Annotated in this window: 11 protein-coding genes; all 11 read left to right on the top strand. The window is 61.5% G+C overall.

The window, feature by feature from the left end; genetic code table 11:
• The first annotated feature begins 184 nt into the window (after positions 1-184).
• The 11 genes from J5M57_RS21795 to hemE all read left to right on the top strand — a co-directional run bounded on the left by J5M57_RS21795 (position 185) and on the right by hemE (position 15,979).
• Positions 185-1,249, top strand: a complete 1,065-nt coding sequence (locus tag J5M57_RS21795; protein WP_064585596.1) for a pilus assembly protein PilM — start codon at positions 185-187, stop codon at positions 1,247-1,249.
• A complete protein-coding gene (locus tag J5M57_RS21790; protein ID WP_064585597.1) occupies positions 1,249-1,815 on the top strand; it encodes a PilN domain-containing protein in 567 nt (188 codons plus the stop codon). Before J5M57_RS21795 ends, J5M57_RS21790 begins: the two co-directional genes overlap by 1 nt.
• Positions 1,812-2,435: a type 4a pilus biogenesis protein PilO gene (gene pilO, locus J5M57_RS21785; RefSeq protein WP_169842600.1), complete on the top strand. Its 624-nt coding sequence runs from the start codon at positions 1,812-1,814 to the stop codon at positions 2,433-2,435. Before J5M57_RS21790 ends, pilO begins: the two co-directional genes overlap by 4 nt.
• Positions 2,432-2,959: a pilus assembly protein PilP gene (locus tag J5M57_RS21780; RefSeq protein WP_169842599.1), complete on the top strand. Its 528-nt coding sequence runs from the start codon at positions 2,432-2,434 to the stop codon at positions 2,957-2,959. The genes pilO and J5M57_RS21780 overlap by 4 nt, the downstream gene beginning before the upstream one ends.
• 13 nt (positions 2,960-2,972) lie before the next feature.
• Entirely contained in the window at positions 2,973-5,048 is a 2,076-nt protein-coding gene (gene pilQ, locus J5M57_RS21775; RefSeq protein ID WP_083367245.1) for a type IV pilus secretin PilQ, read from the top strand.
• A 4-nt stretch (positions 5,049-5,052) separates the two neighbouring features.
• Positions 5,053-5,571, top strand: coding sequence for a shikimate kinase AroK (aroK, locus tag J5M57_RS21770; RefSeq protein WP_027611316.1), 519 nt, complete (start codon positions 5,053-5,055; stop codon positions 5,569-5,571).
• A gap of 151 nt (positions 5,572-5,722) precedes the next feature.
• On the top strand, positions 5,723-6,823 hold the full coding sequence (aroB, locus tag J5M57_RS21765) for a 3-dehydroquinate synthase (protein WP_207849178.1): 1,101 nt from the start codon (positions 5,723-5,725) through the stop codon (positions 6,821-6,823).
• A gap of 10 nt (positions 6,824-6,833) precedes the next feature.
• A complete protein-coding gene (locus tag J5M57_RS21760) occupies positions 6,834-8,423 on the top strand; it encodes an AAA family ATPase (protein ID WP_207849177.1) in 1,590 nt (529 codons plus the stop codon).
• A gap of 350 nt (positions 8,424-8,773) precedes the next feature.
• On the top strand, positions 8,774-13,219 hold the full coding sequence (gene gltB / locus J5M57_RS21755; RefSeq protein ID WP_207849176.1) for a glutamate synthase large subunit: 4,446 nt from the start codon (positions 8,774-8,776) through the stop codon (positions 13,217-13,219).
• A gap of 33 nt (positions 13,220-13,252) precedes the next feature.
• On the top strand, positions 13,253-14,671 hold the full coding sequence (locus tag J5M57_RS21750; protein ID WP_007909438.1) for an FAD-dependent oxidoreductase: 1,419 nt from the start codon (positions 13,253-13,255) through the stop codon (positions 14,669-14,671).
• A gap of 240 nt (positions 14,672-14,911) precedes the next feature.
• A complete protein-coding gene (gene hemE, locus J5M57_RS21745) occupies positions 14,912-15,979 on the top strand; it encodes a uroporphyrinogen decarboxylase (protein WP_083367241.1) in 1,068 nt (355 codons plus the stop codon).
• The last annotated feature ends 1 nt before the right edge of the window (position 15,980 follow it).

Genomic DNA, 15,980 nt, shown 5'->3' with positions numbered 1-15,980 from the left:
TGGCGACAGGGTCCCGGTAACACACAGAACAGCCTGGGCCGGCAGTAAAAAGCGGAAAAAAACGCTGGGCATTATAAGCACTTTTCTGCTGGGGGCGTCATTTGCGCTTCTGTCAAGACGGGGTGAAGGAACGCAATGCGTATTACAGAGTCCGTAACTCACGGAAAGTCATAGGGAATTGGTAGTGCTGGGACTCTTCAATAAAAAGACCAATACGTTACTGGGGATCGACATCAGCTCCACTTCGGTGAAGCTGCTGGAGCTGAGCCGGCAGGGCGACCGCTACCGGGTCGAGGCCTACGCGGTGGAACCGCTGCCGCCCAACGCCGTGGTCGAAAAGAACATCGCCGAGCTCGAAGGCGTGGGCCATGCCTTGTCCCGAGTGTTGGTCAAGGCGCGTACCGGGCTCAAGAGCGTGGCGGTGGCGGTGGCCGGTTCGGCGGTGATCACCAAGGTCATCGAGATGGACGCCGGGCTGACCGACGACGAGCTGGAAAACCAGCTGAAGATTGAAGCCGATCAGTACATTCCCTATCCGCTGGACGAAGTCGCCATCGATTTTGAAGTCCAGGGCGTTTCGCCGCGTAACCCCGAACGGGTCAATGTGCTGCTGGCCGCCTGCCGCAAGGAAAACGTCGAAGTCCGCGAGGCGGCGCTGGCGCTGGCCGGGCTTACCGCGCGGGTGGTCGATGTCGAGGCCTACGCACTGGAGCGTTCGTTCGGCCTGCTCGCCACTCAGCTGGCGGCCTCGCAGGAGCGCCTGACCGTAGCGGTGGTGGACATCGGCGCGACCATGACCACCCTCAGCGTCCTGCACAACGGCCGCATCATCTATACCCGCGAGCAACTGTTCGGCGGGCGGCAACTGACCGAGGAAATCCAGCGTCGCTACGGCCTGACCGTCGAGCAGGCCGGGCTGGCGAAAAAGCAGGGTGGTCTGCCCGACGACTACGTCAGCGAGGTGCTGCAGCCATTCCGGGAGGCGCTGGTGCAGCAGGTGTCGCGCTCATTGCAGTTCTTCTTTGCCTCCGGGCAGTACAACGCGGTCGATCATATTCTGCTCGCCGGTGGCACGGCGTCGGTGCCGGGGCTGGATCGCCTGATCGAGCAGCGTCTGGGCACTCCGACCCAGGTTGCCAACCCGTTTTCCGACATGGCTTTAAGCAGCAAGGTCAACGCCGGGGCCCTGGCCAGTGACGCGCCGGCCCTGATGATTGCCTGCGGGCTCGCGCTCAGGAGTTTCGACTGATGGCGCGGATCAACCTTCTCCCCTGGCGTGAGGAGCGCCGCGAAGAACGGCGCAAACGCTTCCTGCTGATCCTGATCGGGGTTTTCGTCGGCTCGGTGGGCGCGGTGTTTATTGCCGATCAGATCATCAGCACCGCCATTGAGCAGCAGGCCGCGCGCAACGCCTATATCGGCAAGCAGATTGCCGTGGTCGACGAGCGGATCAAGCAGATCAGCGAACTCAAGGCCCGGCGCCAGCAACTGGTCGAACGCATGCGCATCATTCAGGACTTGCAGGGCAACCGGCAGATCAGCGGGCGGATCTTCGACCAACTGGCGCGCACACTGCCGGACGGTGTGTATTTCACCAGCGTGAAGCTGGTCGGCAAGACGCTGTCCATCAGTGGTGCGGCCGAATCCAATAACCGGGTTTCGGAGCTGATGCGCAACCTGGATGCCTCCGACTGGTTTGATGCGCCGAGCCTCAACGAAGTGAAGGCGACGACCGCCGGTCAGGTGGATCAGGCCAATGTCTTCCAGTTGACCGTCCGTCAGACACAGCCAGCAGCCGTGGAGGGCGACAAATGAAACCGTCCGAATGGCTGCAGGGTTTGCGCAACATCGACTTCAACGATCTGGACACCAGCAACATCGGTTCCTGGCCGGCCGCAGTGAAAACCATCGCGGCGGCGTTGCTGGCGGTCCTGGTGTTGGCGCTCGGCTACAACTTCTTCATTAGCGACATGGAAAACCAGCTTGAAGCCAAGCGTCAGGAAGAAGACACCTTGAAGGAACAATTCGCCAGCAAGGCGCACATGGCCGCCAACCTGGAGCTGTACACCCAGCAGATGAAGGAAATGGAGAACTCCTTCGGCGTACTCCTGCGGCAATTGCCCAGCGACACCGAAGTCCCGGGGTTGCTGGAAGACATTACCCGTACCGGACTGGGCAGCGGCCTCGAATTCGAAGAGATCAAGCTGCTGCCGGAAGTGACCCAGCCGTTCTACATCGAATTGCCGATCCAGATCACCGTCACCGGGGCTTATCACGACCTCGCCACCTTCGTCAGCGGCGTCGCCGGGCTGCCACGGATCGTCACCTTGCACGATTTCGACCTGGCGCCCGCCAACCCGGACGGCGGGACCAAGCTGCGCATGAGCATCCTCGCCAAGACTTACCGCTATAACGACAAGGGGCTGGAAAAATGACCCCGATGCGTTATTTCGCCCTGTCGATGCTGCTGCTGGGGCTGAGCGGTTGCGGCAGCAGTGATGAGTTCAGCGACCTCGACGCCTACATGAACGAAGTGCGTCTGCGGCCGGCGGGCAAGATCGAGCCGACGCCGACATTCCGCTCCTATCCGACGTTCACCTACAGCGCGGCCAACCTGCGCAGCCCGTTCTCGCGCCAGGTGCGGGTCGATCTGGCCGGGCAGCAGCGCGGCGCGCGCAACGTCAAACCCGACCCGAACCGGGTCAAGCAATACCTCGAAGGTTTCAACATCGAACAGTTTGAAATGGTCGGCACGATCTCCAACGCCTCCGGCTCCTTTGCCCTGTTGCGCGGGGCGGGCGGGGTGCATCGGTTGAAAGTCGGCGACTACCTGGGACGCAACGACGGTCGCATCGTCGCCATCAGCGCCTCGCAGGTCGATGTGGTCGAAATCGTGCCCGATGGCGAAGGCGCCTGGCTGGAGCGTCCGCGCACCATTCCTTTGAAAGAGCACTCATAGTGGAAGTCGAACAATGAACAGGATTTTCTCCACCCTCGGTTTTTCGCTATGGATAGCGCTGCTTTCACCGATGGTTCAGGCGGCCAGCCTCAAGGCGCTGGATGTGGCGGCGTTACCCGGCGATCGCGTCGAGTTGAAGCTGTCGTTCGACGGCCCGCCCCCACAGCCCAAGGGCTACACCACTGAGTCACCGGCGCGAATCGCGCTGGATCTGCCGGGTGTCGCCAGCCAGCTGACGAGCAAGACCCGCGATCTGGGCAGCGGCAACGCACGCAGCGCCACGGTGGTCGAGGCCAATGATCGGACACGCCTGATCATCAACCTGACGCAACTGACGCCCTACACCGCGCGGGTCGAGGGCAACCATCTGTTCGTGGTGGTCGGGCAGGGCGCCAAACCGGCTGCACCACGGCCGGCCACTGCGGTTGCGCCACGCCCGGCCGCGGCGCCGACGAAGGCTTACGCACCCACCGTCAAGGCCATTCGCGGCGTCGACTTCCAGCGGGGTACGGCAGGAGAGGGCAACGTGGTCATCGACCTGTCGGACCCGACCATCGCCCCGGACATTCAGGAGCATGACGGCAAAATCATCCTCAGTTTTGCCCGCACCCAGTTGCCCGACCGGCTGCGAGTACGTCTCGACGTCAAGGATTTCGCCACCCCGGTGCAGTACGTCAACAGCGCCGCAACTGGCGATCGCGCAGTCATCACTGTCGAACCCAGCGGCACGTTCGACTATTCGACCTACCAGACCGACAACAAGCTGACCGTCAGCATTCGCCCGATGACGGTCGACGACCTGCAAAAGCGTAATGCCGACCGCCAGGCCTACAGTGGCGAAAAGCTCTCGCTGAATTTCCAGGACATCGATGTGCGTTCGGTGCTGCAACTGATCGCCGACTTCACCAACCTGAATCTGGTGGCCAGCGACACGGTGCAGGGCGGTATCACCTTGCGTCTGCAGAATGTGCCGTGGGATCAGGCGCTGGATCTGGTGCTGAAAACCAAGGGACTGGATAAACGCAAGATCGGCAACGTATTGCTCGTGGCGCCGGCTGACGAAATCGCCGCCCGCGAACGGCAGGAACTGGAGTCGCAGAAGCAGATCGCTGAACTGGCACCGCTGCGCCGCGAATTGCTGCAGGTGAACTACGCCAAGGCCGCGGACATCGCCAAGCTGTTCCAGTCGGTGACCAGCGCCGAAGCGAAAATCGACGAGCGCGGCTCGATCACAGTGGATGAGCGGACCAACAACATCATTGCCTACCAGACCCAGGACCGCCTCGACGAACTGCGGCGGATCGTGGCGCAACTGGATATTCCGGTGCGCCAGGTGATGATCGAGGCACGGATCGTCGAGGCCAACGTCGATTACGACAAGAGCCTGGGCGTGCGCTGGGGCGGTTCGATCCAGAACAAGGGCAACTGGAACACGTCCGGGGTCAGTAACGGCACCTCGACCACCATCGGCACGCCGGGCAGCACCAGCACCAACTCGCCGTTCGTCGACATGGGCACGGTCGGCAACACGTCGGGGATCGGTATCGCCTTCATTACCGACAATGTGCTGCTCGACCTTGAGCTGACGGCGATGGAAAAAACCGGCAACGGTGAAATCGTCTCCCAGCCTAAAGTGGTCACCTCCGACAAGGAGACCGCGAAGATCCTCAAGGGCACCGAGATTCCGTATCAGGAGGCCAGCTCCAGCGGTGCGACGTCGGTGTCTTTCAAGGAGGCTTCGCTGTCGCTGGAAGTGACGCCGCAGATCACCCCCGACAACCGCATCATCATGGAGGTCAAGGTCACCAAGGACGAACCGGACTACCTGAACAAGGTGCAGGATGTACCGCCGATCAAGAAGAACGAGGTCAACGCCAAAGTGCTGGTGAACGACGGCGAGACCATCGTGATTGGGGGCGTTTTCTCAAATACTCAAAGCAAGGTCGTAGATAAGGTGCCATTTCTTGGCGATGTGCCGTATCTTGGCCGCCTTTTCCGGCGTGATGTGGTTTCGGAGAAAAAATCCGAGCTGCTGGTATTTCTCACTCCGCGTATCATGAATAACCAGGCGATTGCTGTGAGTCGTTGATTCTGTGCGAAATTTGATTCTTGTAGGACCGATGGGCGCTGGAAAAAGCACCATCGGCCGGTTGCTGGCCAAAGAGCTGCGCCTGCCGTTCAAAGATTCCGACAAGGAAATTGAACTGCGCACGGGCGCCAATATCCCGTGGATCTTCGACAAGGAAGGCGAGCCCGGCTTTCGCGACCGTGAGCAGGCGATGATTGCCGAGCTGTGCGCGTTCGACGGCGTGGTGTTGGCGACCGGCGGCGGCGCGGTGATGCGCGACGCCAACCGCAAGGCCCTGCACGCCGGCGGACGGGTGGTGTATCTGCACGCCTCCGTTGAGCAGCAGGTCGGTCGCACATCCCGCGATCGCAACCGGCCGTTGCTGCGCACCGCCGATCCGGCGAAAACCCTGCGTGATTTGCTGGAGATCCGCGATCCGCTGTATCGCGAGATCGCCGATCTGGTGGTGGAAACCGACGAACGGCCGCCGCGCATGGTGGTGCTCGATATTCTCGACCGTCTGGCACAGCTTCCACCCCGTTAAAGCGCCGTGCGAAATGCGCTATCCTCGGCGTCCTGTCACAGCCGTCGAGGTTGTGGCGGATGGCTTGCGAGCGGCGTCACATCAGCTAAAGGTCGCGGACATCCAATTATTCAAGGCAGGACGCCTGCTTCCATCTTCACTGTGGGGACACATGCAGACACTCAAGGTCGATCTAGGCGAGCGCAGCTACCCGATTCATATTGGCGAAGGTTTGTTGGATCAGCCTGAGTTGCTGGCGCCGCACATTCATGGGCGGCAAGTGGCAATCATCTCCAACGAGACGGTTGCGCCGCTCTATCTCGAACGTCTGACCCAAAGCCTTGCGCAGTTCTCGGTGATTTCCGTGGTACTGCCGGACGGCGAAGCCTTCAAGAACTGGGAAACCCTGCAGCTGATCTTCGACGGCCTGCTGACCGCCCGTCACGACCGCCGCACCACGATCATCGCCCTTGGCGGCGGGGTCATCGGTGACATGGCCGGTTTCGCTGCCGCCTGCTACCAGCGCGGCGTCGACTTCATCCAGATTCCTACCACGCTGCTGTCCCAGGTCGATTCGTCGGTGGGCGGCAAGACCGGCATCAATCATCCGCTGGGCAAGAACATGGTCGGCGCGTTCTATCAGCCGAACGCGGTGCTGATCGATACCGAGTCCCTGAAAACCCTGCCACAGCGCGAGCTGTCGGCCGGTCTGGCGGAAGTCATCAAGTACGGTCTGATCTGCGATGAGCCGTTCCTGACCTGGCTCGAAGACAACGTCGATGCCCTGCGTGCGCTGGACCAGAAAGCCCTGACTTACGCCATCGAGCGCTCCTGCGCAGCCAAGGCCGCCGTGGTCGGCGCCGATGAAAAGGAAACCGGCGTACGCGCCACGCTCAACCTCGGCCACACCTTCGGCCACGCCATCGAGACCCACATGGGCTATGGTGTCTGGTTGCATGGTGAGGCGGTCGCCGCTGGCACCGTGATGGCGCTGGAGATGTCCGCGCGTCTGGGCTGGATCAGCGAGCAGGAACGTGATCGCGGCATTCGTCTGTTCCAGCGTGCCGGTCTGCCGGTGATTCCGCCGGAAGAGATGACCGAATTCGATTTTCTCGAACATATGGCAATTGATAAAAAAGTGATCGACGGTCGTCTGCGCCTGGTGCTGCTGCGCCGGATGGGCGAAGCGGTGGTGACCGCCGATTATCCGAAAGAGGTTCTACAGGCCACGCTGGGAGCGGATTACCGCGCTCTGGCTCAGCTTAAAGGTTAATAAGATTCCGATGACTAGTTTGCATGCCGACGAGGCGTTCCTCGGCCATTTCCAGTTAAGTCACGACCCTTTCGCGCCGCGGGTGCCGGGCTTCAAATTTTTCCCGGCCCAGCGCAAGCCGGTGCTGGGGCAACTGCACCACCTGGCGCGTTACAGCCAGTTGCTGCTCGTAGTGACCGGCCCGCAAGGCAGCGGCAAGACCTTGCTGCGCCAGGCGCTGGTCGCCAGCACCAACAAGCAATCGGTGCAGAGCGTGGTCGTTTCGGCCCGAGGCGCCGGCGATGCCGCAGGCGTGTTGCGTCAGGTCGCCCAGGCGCTGGACGTGGCGCAGGCCGAGGTCGGCGCGATCCTCGCGCAGGTCGTGCAACTCGCCCTGACCGGCCAGGAAGTCTATCTGTTGGTGGACGATGCCGAGCAGCTCGACGAATCCGCCCTCGAAGCGCTGATGGCGCTGGGCGCCGGTGCACCGGAAGGTCGCCCGCACGTGTTCCTGTTCGGTGAGTCGTCGCTGATCGCGCAACTGGAGGCCTTGCACCTCGAGGAAGAGCGCTTCCACGTCATCGAACTGCAGCCGTACACCGAAGAAGAGACCCGCGAATATCTCGACCAACGGCTCGAAGGTGCGGGCCGGGGTGTCGAACTTTTCACCGCGGATCAGATCTCTGAGATTCACGAAAGCTCCGAGGGTTGGCCTGGCAACATCAACCAGGTCGCTCGCGATGCACTGATCGAAGTCATGATTGCCAGCCGCTCAGCGGTCAAGCGTCCAAGTATGGGGTTCAACATGCCGAAGAAACACGTATTGGCGATTTCCGCCGTCGTTGTGGTCGCGGTCGCCGCCGCCTGGCTGATGCCGGGTCGCAACAAGGCACCAACCACCGGCGCTCCCGCCAACGAACAGGCACAACTGCCATTGGGTCAGGGCGCCAAGGGTGGCGCGCCGAACGTCGAATTCGCCGGCAATACCCAGCCAATGCCGCTGCCGCTGGTCGGCAACTCGCAGCCGGTCATGCGCGGCCCGTTGGCTGAGGCCGCTGGCGGCATCACTGAAGGCGACGACGGCGTGCCTGTCGAAGGCTCCAGCGCAACACCGCCGACCGTGACCACTTCTGCACCGCCGGCAGGCGTTCCGGCAGGCCCGGCGCCGACGCCAGTTCCGGTACCGGCCGCCAAACCGACTCCGGCGCCGACTCAGGTCGCCACCGCCAAGCCTGCTCCGGCAGCGCCAGTGGCCAAACCGGCGCCAGCCCCGGCCAAACCTGTAGCGGCTGCCAAACCGGCCGAAAAGCCGGTTACCGTCGCCAAAGCAGCCGGTGGCAGCTGGTACGCCGGTCAGCCGACCAGCAACTATGTGGTGCAGATCCTCGGCACCAGCTCCGAAGCGACCGCGCAGAACTTCGTCAAGGAGCAGGGCGGCGAGTACCGTTATTTCAAGAAAGTCCTCAACGGCAAGCCTCTCTACGTGATCACCTATGGCAACTTCGCCAGCCGTGATGCAGCCGTTTCTGCCATCAAGGCCTTGCCAGCGAAGGTTCAGGCTGGTAAACCTTGGCCTCGCACTGTCGCCAGCGTCCAACAGGAACTGGCAACAACTCGCTGAAGATTCGGTGGCCTTACCCAGGCCGCCTCTCCAAGCACCTCAAAATTTCTACGAGTGCGCGCCGTCTCTACAGACCGCGTGCCTTGTGGTGTCTGCGTCACAGTAGTCTTTGAGTCGTTGCAGTCAGAATTAAAAAAGTTTTGACTAGCACAGCAGATCGCTTTAAACCTTTCACAAATGCGACATAGATTTGCGACATTTCGTCGTCAAATTTGTGAGCGTCTGTGTCGCTGTGTACAATGACCACCCTTTTGCCCCCGCAAAGCCGGCGTACGTTCGGCGCGGTCAGCAAGTGGTTGAATTGAAAAGAAATTTGCCTCGTAAAGAGGCAGCCTGGTGAGAAAGTGTCTATGAAAGCAGGTCTGTACCAACCAGATGAATTCAAGGATAACTGCGGTTTCGGCCTGATAGCCCATATGCAGGGCGAGCCCAGTCATACCCTTTTGCAAACGGCCATCGAGGCCCTGACCTGCATGACCCACCGCGGTGGGATTAATGCCGACGGCAAGACCGGTGACGGTTGCGGTCTGCTGATTCAAAAGCCTGACGCGTTCCTGCGGGCGATTGCCCAGGAAAACTTCAGCGTCGAGCTGCCCAAGCAATATGCCGTGGGCATGGTCTTCTTCAATCAGGATCCGGCCAAGGCCGAAGCCGCTCGCGAGAACATGAACCGCGAGATCCTTGCCGAAGGCCTGCAACTGATCGGCTGGCGCAAAGTGCCGATCGACACCAGCGTCCTCGGCCGCCTGGCCCTTGAGCGCCTGCCGCAGATCGAGCAGGTGTACATCGGCGGTGAAGGCCTGAGCGATCAGGACATGGCGGTCAAGCTGTTCAGCGCCCGTCGTCGCTCGTCGGTGGCCAACGCCGCCGACACTGACCACTACATCTGCAGCTTTTCGCACAAGACCATCATCTATAAAGGCCTGATGATGCCGGCCGACCTGGCCGCGTTCTATCCGGACCTCGGTGACCAGCGCCTGCAAACCGCGATCTGCGTGTTCCACCAGCGCTTCTCCACCAACACCCTGCCGAAATGGCCGCTGGCTCAGCCATTCCGCTTCCTCGCCCACAACGGCGAGATCAACACCATTACCGGTAACCGCAACTGGGCCCAGGCCCGTCGGACCAAGTTCACCAACGATCTGATGGATCTGGAAGAGCTCGGACCGCTGGTCAACCGTGTCGGTTCCGACTCCTCGAGCATGGATAACATGCTCGAACTGATGGTCACCGGTGGCATCGACCTGTTCCGTGGCGTGCGGATGATCATTCCGCCAGCGTGGCAGAACGTCGAAACCATGGACCCGGATCTGCGTGCGTTCTACGAGTACAACTCGATGCACATGGAGCCGTGGGACGGCCCGGCCGGCGTGGTCATGACCGACGGTCGCTACGCGGTGTGCCTGCTCGACCGTAACGGTCTGCGTCCGGCGCGCTGGGTCACCACCACCAACGGTTTCATCACCGTTGCGTCGGAAATCGGCGTCTGGAACTACCAGCCGCAAGACGTGATCGCCAAGGGCCGTGTCGGTCCGGGGCAGATCCTCGCCGTGGACACCGAAACCGGGCAGATCCTCGACACCGACGCGATCGATAACCGTCTGAAGTCCCGTCATCCGTACAAGCAATGGCTGCGCAAGAATGCCCTGCGCATCCAGGCGACCATGGAAGACAACGACCACGGTTCGGCGTTCTACGACGTCGATCAGCTCAAGCAGTACATGAAGATGTATCAGGTCACGTTCGAAGAGCGTGATCAGGTGCTGCGTCCGCTCGGCGAGCAAGGCTACGAAGCCGTCGGCTCGATGGGCGATGACACGCCGATGGCCGTGCTGTCGCAGCGTGTGCGCACGCCGTACGACTATTTCCGCCAGCAGTTCGCGCAGGTCACCAACCCGCCGATCGACCCGCTGCGTGAAGCGATCGTGATGTCGCTGGAAATCTGCCTCGGTGCCGAGCGCAACATCTTCCAGGAATCGCCGGAACACGCCTCGCGCGTGATCCTCAGCTCGCCAGTGATCTCGCCGGCCAAGTGGCGCTCGCTGATGAACCTCGAGCGTCCGGGTTTCGAGCGGCAGATCATCGACCTCAACTACGACGAAAGCCTCGGCCTTGAAGCGGCGATCCGCAACGTTGCCGATCAGGCAGAAGAAGCCGTGCGTGCCGGGCGTACCCAGATCGTGCTGAGCGACCGTCATATCGCGCCGGGCAAGCTGCCGATCCACGCTTCGCTCGCCACCGGTGCGGTGCACCACCGCCTGACCGAAAAAGGCCTGCGTTGCGACTCCAACATCCTCGTTGAAACCGCGACCGCACGCGATCCGCATCACTTCGCGGTGCTGATCGGTTTCGGCGCCTCGGCGGTGTATCCGTTCCTGGCTTACGAAGTGCTGGGCGACCTGATCCGTACCGGTGAAGTGCTGGGCGACCTCTACGAGGTGTTCAAGAACTACCGCAAAGGCATCACCAAAGGCCTGCTGAAGATCCTGTCGAAGATGGGCATCTCGACCATCGCTTCGTACCGTGGTGCGCAGTTGTTCGAAGCCATCGGCCTGTCCGAAGAAGTCTGTGATCTGAGCTTCCGTGGCGTACCGAGCCGCATCAAGGGCGCGCGTTTCGTCGATATCGAAGCCGAGCAGAAAGCCCTGGCCGTCGAAGCCTGGAGTCCGCGCAAGCCGATCCAGCAGGGCGGTCTGCTGAAGTTCGTCCACGGTGGCGAATATCACGCCTACAACCCGGACGTGGTCAACACTTTGCAAGCCGCCGTGCAGCAGGGCGACTACGCCAAGTTCAAGGAATACACCTCGCTGGTGGACAACCGTCCGGTGTCGATGATCCGCGACCTGTTCAAGGTCAAGACCCTCGACACGCCGCTGGACATCAGTGAAATCGAACCGCTGGAATCGGTGCTCAAGCGCTTCGACTCCGCTGGTATCTCGCTGGGCGCCCTGTCGCCGGAAGCTCACGAAGCCCTGGCCGAAGCCATGAACCGCCTCGGTGCGCGTTCCAACTCCGGCGAAGGCGGCGAAGATCCGGCGCGCTACGGCACGATCAAGAGCTCGAAAATCAAGCAGGTCGCGACGGGCCGTTTCGGGGTCACCCCGGAATACCTGGTCAACGCCGAAGTGCTGCAGATCAAGGTCGCCCAAGGCGCCAAGCCGGGCGAGGGCGGGCAACTGCCGGGCGGCAAGGTCAACGGGCTGATCGCCAAGCTGCGTTACGCAGTGCCGGGCGTGACCCTGATTTCGCCGCCGCCGCACCACGACATCTATTCGATCGAAGACTTGTCGCAGCTGATCTTCGACCTGAAACAGGTCAACCCGAAGGCGCTGGTTTCGGTGAAACTGGTCGCTGAAGCCGGCGTTGGCACCATCGCTGCCGGTGTGGCCAAGGCCTACGCGGACTTGATCACCATTTCTGGTTACGACGGTGGCACCGGTGCTTCGCCGCTGACCTCGATCAAATACGCGGGTGCGCCGTGGGAGCTCGGCCTTGCCGAAACCCATCAGACCCTGCGCGGCAACGACCTGCGCGGCAAAGTCCGGGTGCAGACCGACGGTGGCCTGAAAACCGGCCTCGACGTGATCAAGGCAGCGATCCTCGGCGCCGAAAGCTTCGGCTTCGGTACCGCGCCAATGATCGCCCTGGGCTGCAAATACCTGCGCATCTGCCACCTGAACAACTGCGCCACCGGCGTCGCGACTCAGAACGAGAAGCTGCGCAAGGATCACTACATCGGCACCGTCGACATGGTGGTGAATTTCTTCACCTACGTCGCCGAAGAAACCCGTGAGTGGCTGGCGAAGCTCGGCGTGCGCTCCCTCGAAGAGTTGATCGGCCGTACCGATCTGCTGGAAATCCTCGAAGGCCAGACCGCCAAGCAACATCACCTGGATCTGACCCCGCTGCTGGGCAGCGATCACATCCCGGCGGACAAACCGCAATTCTGCGGCGTTGAGCGCAACCCGCCGTTCGACCAAGGCCTGCTGGCCGAGAAAATGGTCGAGATGGCGACGTCGGCAATCAACGACATGAGCGGCGCCGAGTTCGATCTGGACATCTGCAACTGCGACCGTTCGATCGGCGCACGGATCTCCGGCGAAATCGCACGCAAACATGGCAACCAAGGCATGGCGAAAGCGCCGATCACCTTCCGCTTCAAAGGCACGGCCGGGCAGAGCTTCGGCGTGTGGAACGCCGGCGGCCTGAACATGTACCTGGAAGGCGACGCCAACGACTACGTCGGCAAAGGCATGACCGGCGGCAAGCTGGTCATCGTGCCGCCGAAGGGCAGTGTCTATCAGACTCAGAACAGCGCCATCATCGGCAACACCTGCCTGTACGGCGCTACTGGCGGCAAGCTGTTCGCCGCCGGCACCGCAGGCGAGCGTTTCGCCGTGCGTAACTCCGGTGCCCACACGGTTGTGGAAGGCACTGGCGATCACTGCTGCGAGTACATGACCGGTGGTTTCGTCTGCGTATTGGGCAAGACTGGTTACAACTTCGGCTCTGGCATGACCGGTGGTTTCGCCTATGTGCTCGACCAGGACAACACCTTCGTTGACCGGGTCAACCACGAACTGGTGGAAATCCAGCGGATCAGCGGCGAGGCGATGGAAGCCTACCGCAGCCACCTGCAAAACGTGCTGAACGAGTACGTCGCCGAAACCGACAGCGAGTGGGGTCGTGAACTCGCCGAGAACCTCGATGACTACTTGCGCCGTTTCTGGCTGGTCAAGCCGAAGGCTGCCAACCTGAAATCGTTGCTTTCCAGCACTCGTGCCAACCCGCAGTGATATGCGCCTGAAGAGTTTGATGAGGTTTTAACAATGGCTGAACGTCTGAATAACGACTTCCAGTTCATCGATGTCGGGCGCAAGGATCCGAAGAAGAAACTGTTGCGTCAACGCAAGAAAGAGTTCGTGGAAATCTACGAACCGTTCAAACCCCAGCAGTCGGCCGATCAGGCCCACCGCTGCCTGGGTTGCGGCAACCCGTATTGCGAATGGAAGTGCCCGGTGCACAACTTCATTCCCAACTGGCTCAAATTGGTGGCCGAGGGCAACATCCTCCAGGCCGCCGAACTGTCGCACCAGACCAACACCCTGCCGGAAGTCTGCGGCCGGGTGTGCCCGCAGGACCGTCTGTGCGAGGGTGCCTGCACCCTCAACGACGGCTTCGGCGCGGTGACCATCGGTTCGGTCGAGAAATACATCACCGACACCGCGTTCGCCATGGGCTGGCGCCCGGACATGTCCAAGGTCAAACCGACCGGCAAGCGTGTCGCGATCATCGGTGCAGGCCCGGCGGGCCTCGGTTGTGCCGACGTACTGGTGCGTGGCGGCGTGACCCCGGTGGTGTTCGACAAAAACCCGGAAATCGGCGGTCTGCTGACGTTCGGCATTCCCGAGTTCAAGCTTGAGAAGACCGTGCTGAGCAATCGCCGCGAAGTCTTCACCGGCATGGGCATCGAATTCCGCCTCAACACCGAGGTCGGCAAGGACGTGACCATGGAGCAACTGCTCGCCGAATACGATGCCGTGTTCATGGGCATGGGCACCTACACCTACATGAAGGGCGGGTTTGCCGGTGAGGATCTGCCGGGCGTTTATGACGCGCTGGATTTCCTGATCGCCAACGTCAACCGCAACCTGGGCTTTGAAAAGTCGCCGGAAGATTTCGTCGACATGAAAGGCAAGAAGGTCGTGGTACTTGGCGGTGGCGACACGGCGATGGACTGCAACCGCACCTCGATCCGCCAGGGCGCCAAGTCGGTGACCTGTGCTTATCGTCGTGACGAAGCGAACATGCCCGGCTCGCGCAAAGAGGTGAAGAACGCCAAGGAAGAAGGCGTGAAATTCCTCTATAACCGCCAGCCGATCGCTATCGTCGGTGAAGACAAGGTCGAAGGCGTGAAGGTGGTCGAGACCCGTCTCGGCGAACCGGACGCCCGTGGCCGCCGCAGCCCCGAGCCGATCCCGGGCTCCGAAGAGATCATCCCGGCCGACGCCGTGGTCATCGCGTTCGGTTTCCGTCCGAGCCCGGCACCGTGGTTCGAACAGTTCGAGATCCAGACCGACAGCCAGGGCCGCGTCGTTGCGCCTGAGCAAGGTCAGTACAAGCACCAGACCAGCAACCCGAAAATCTTTGCCGGTGGCGACATGGTGCGCGGTTCCGACCTGGTGGTGACGGCGATCTTCGAAGGCCGCAATGCGGCTGAAGGGATTCTGGATTACCTGGGCGTCTAAACAAACAACGCGATACCTTGTAGGAGTGAGCCTGCTCGCGATGACAGTAGATCAGTCACCAGATGCATTGACTGACATACCGCCATCGCGAGCAGGCTCACTCCTACAGTTGTTTTTGGGTGCTGCAAAATCCGCATTCCAGCGCAATAAATTGACCCGATAGACAAAAGGCTGACCTGTATCCGTGCCTTTTGCGTCGCGCTCTGAGAAAATGCCCGCACTTTTTTTCCGGATGCCGACATGACTGCCCTGAAGAACGACCGTTTCCTCCGCGCCCTGCTCAAGCAACCCGTTGACGTCACCCCCGTGTGGATGATGCGCCAGGCCGGCCGCTACTTGCCGGAATACCGCGCCAGCCGTGCCCACGCCGGTGATTTCATGAGCCTGTGCATGAATCCGGAGTTCGCCTGCGAAGTCACGTTGCAACCGCTCGACCGCTACCCACAACTGGACGCGGCGATCCTGTTTTCCGACATCCTCACCATCCCCGATGCCATGGGCCAGGGCCTGTACTTCGAGACCGGTGAAGGTCCGCGCTTCAAGAAAGTCGTCAGCACCCTGGCGGACATCGAGGCGTTGCCGATCCCTGATCCGCACAAAGACCTTGGCTACGTGATGGACGCGGTCAGCACCATCCGTCGCGAATTGAACGGTCGTGTGCCGCTGATCGGTTTCTCCGGCAGCCCGTGGACCCTGGCGACCTACATGGTCGAAGGCGGCTCGTCGAAAGACTTCCGCAAGACCAAGGCGATGCTCTACGACAACCCGCAAGCCATGCACCTGCTGCTGGACAAGCTGGCGCAGTCGGTGACTTCGTACCTCAACGGCCAGATCATGGCCGGCGCGCAAGCGGTGCAGATCTTCGATACCTGGGGCGGCAACCTGTCGGCGGCGGCGTATCAGGAATTCTCCCTGGCCTACATGAAGAAAATCGTCAGCGGCCTGATCCGCGAGCACGACGGGCGCAAGGTGCCGGTGATTCTGTTCACCAAGAACGGCGGCCTGTGGCTGGAAAGCATCGCCGAAGCCGGCGCCGACGCGCTGGGCCTGGACTGGACCTGCGACATCGGCAACGCCCGCGCCCGCGTTGGCGACAAGGTCGCGCTGCAAGGCAACATGGACCCGACCGTGCTCTACGCCAAACCCGAAGCGATCCGCACCGAAGTCGGACGCATTCTGGCCAGCTACGGCAAGGGCAGCGGCCACGTGTTCAACCTCGGTCACGGCATTACCCCTGAGGTCGATCCGGAGCATGCCGGCGCCTTCTTGCGCGCGGTGCATGAGTTGTCGGCGCAGTATCACGAGTGAT

Source organism: Pseudomonas sp. 86_A, from assembly GCF_017491705.1.
Classification (GTDB): Bacteria; Pseudomonadota; Gammaproteobacteria; order Pseudomonadales; family Pseudomonadaceae; genus Aquipseudomonas; species Aquipseudomonas koreensis.
Note: the sequence above shows the minus strand (reverse complement) of the source record. Positions and strands in the feature narration are given on the sequence as shown.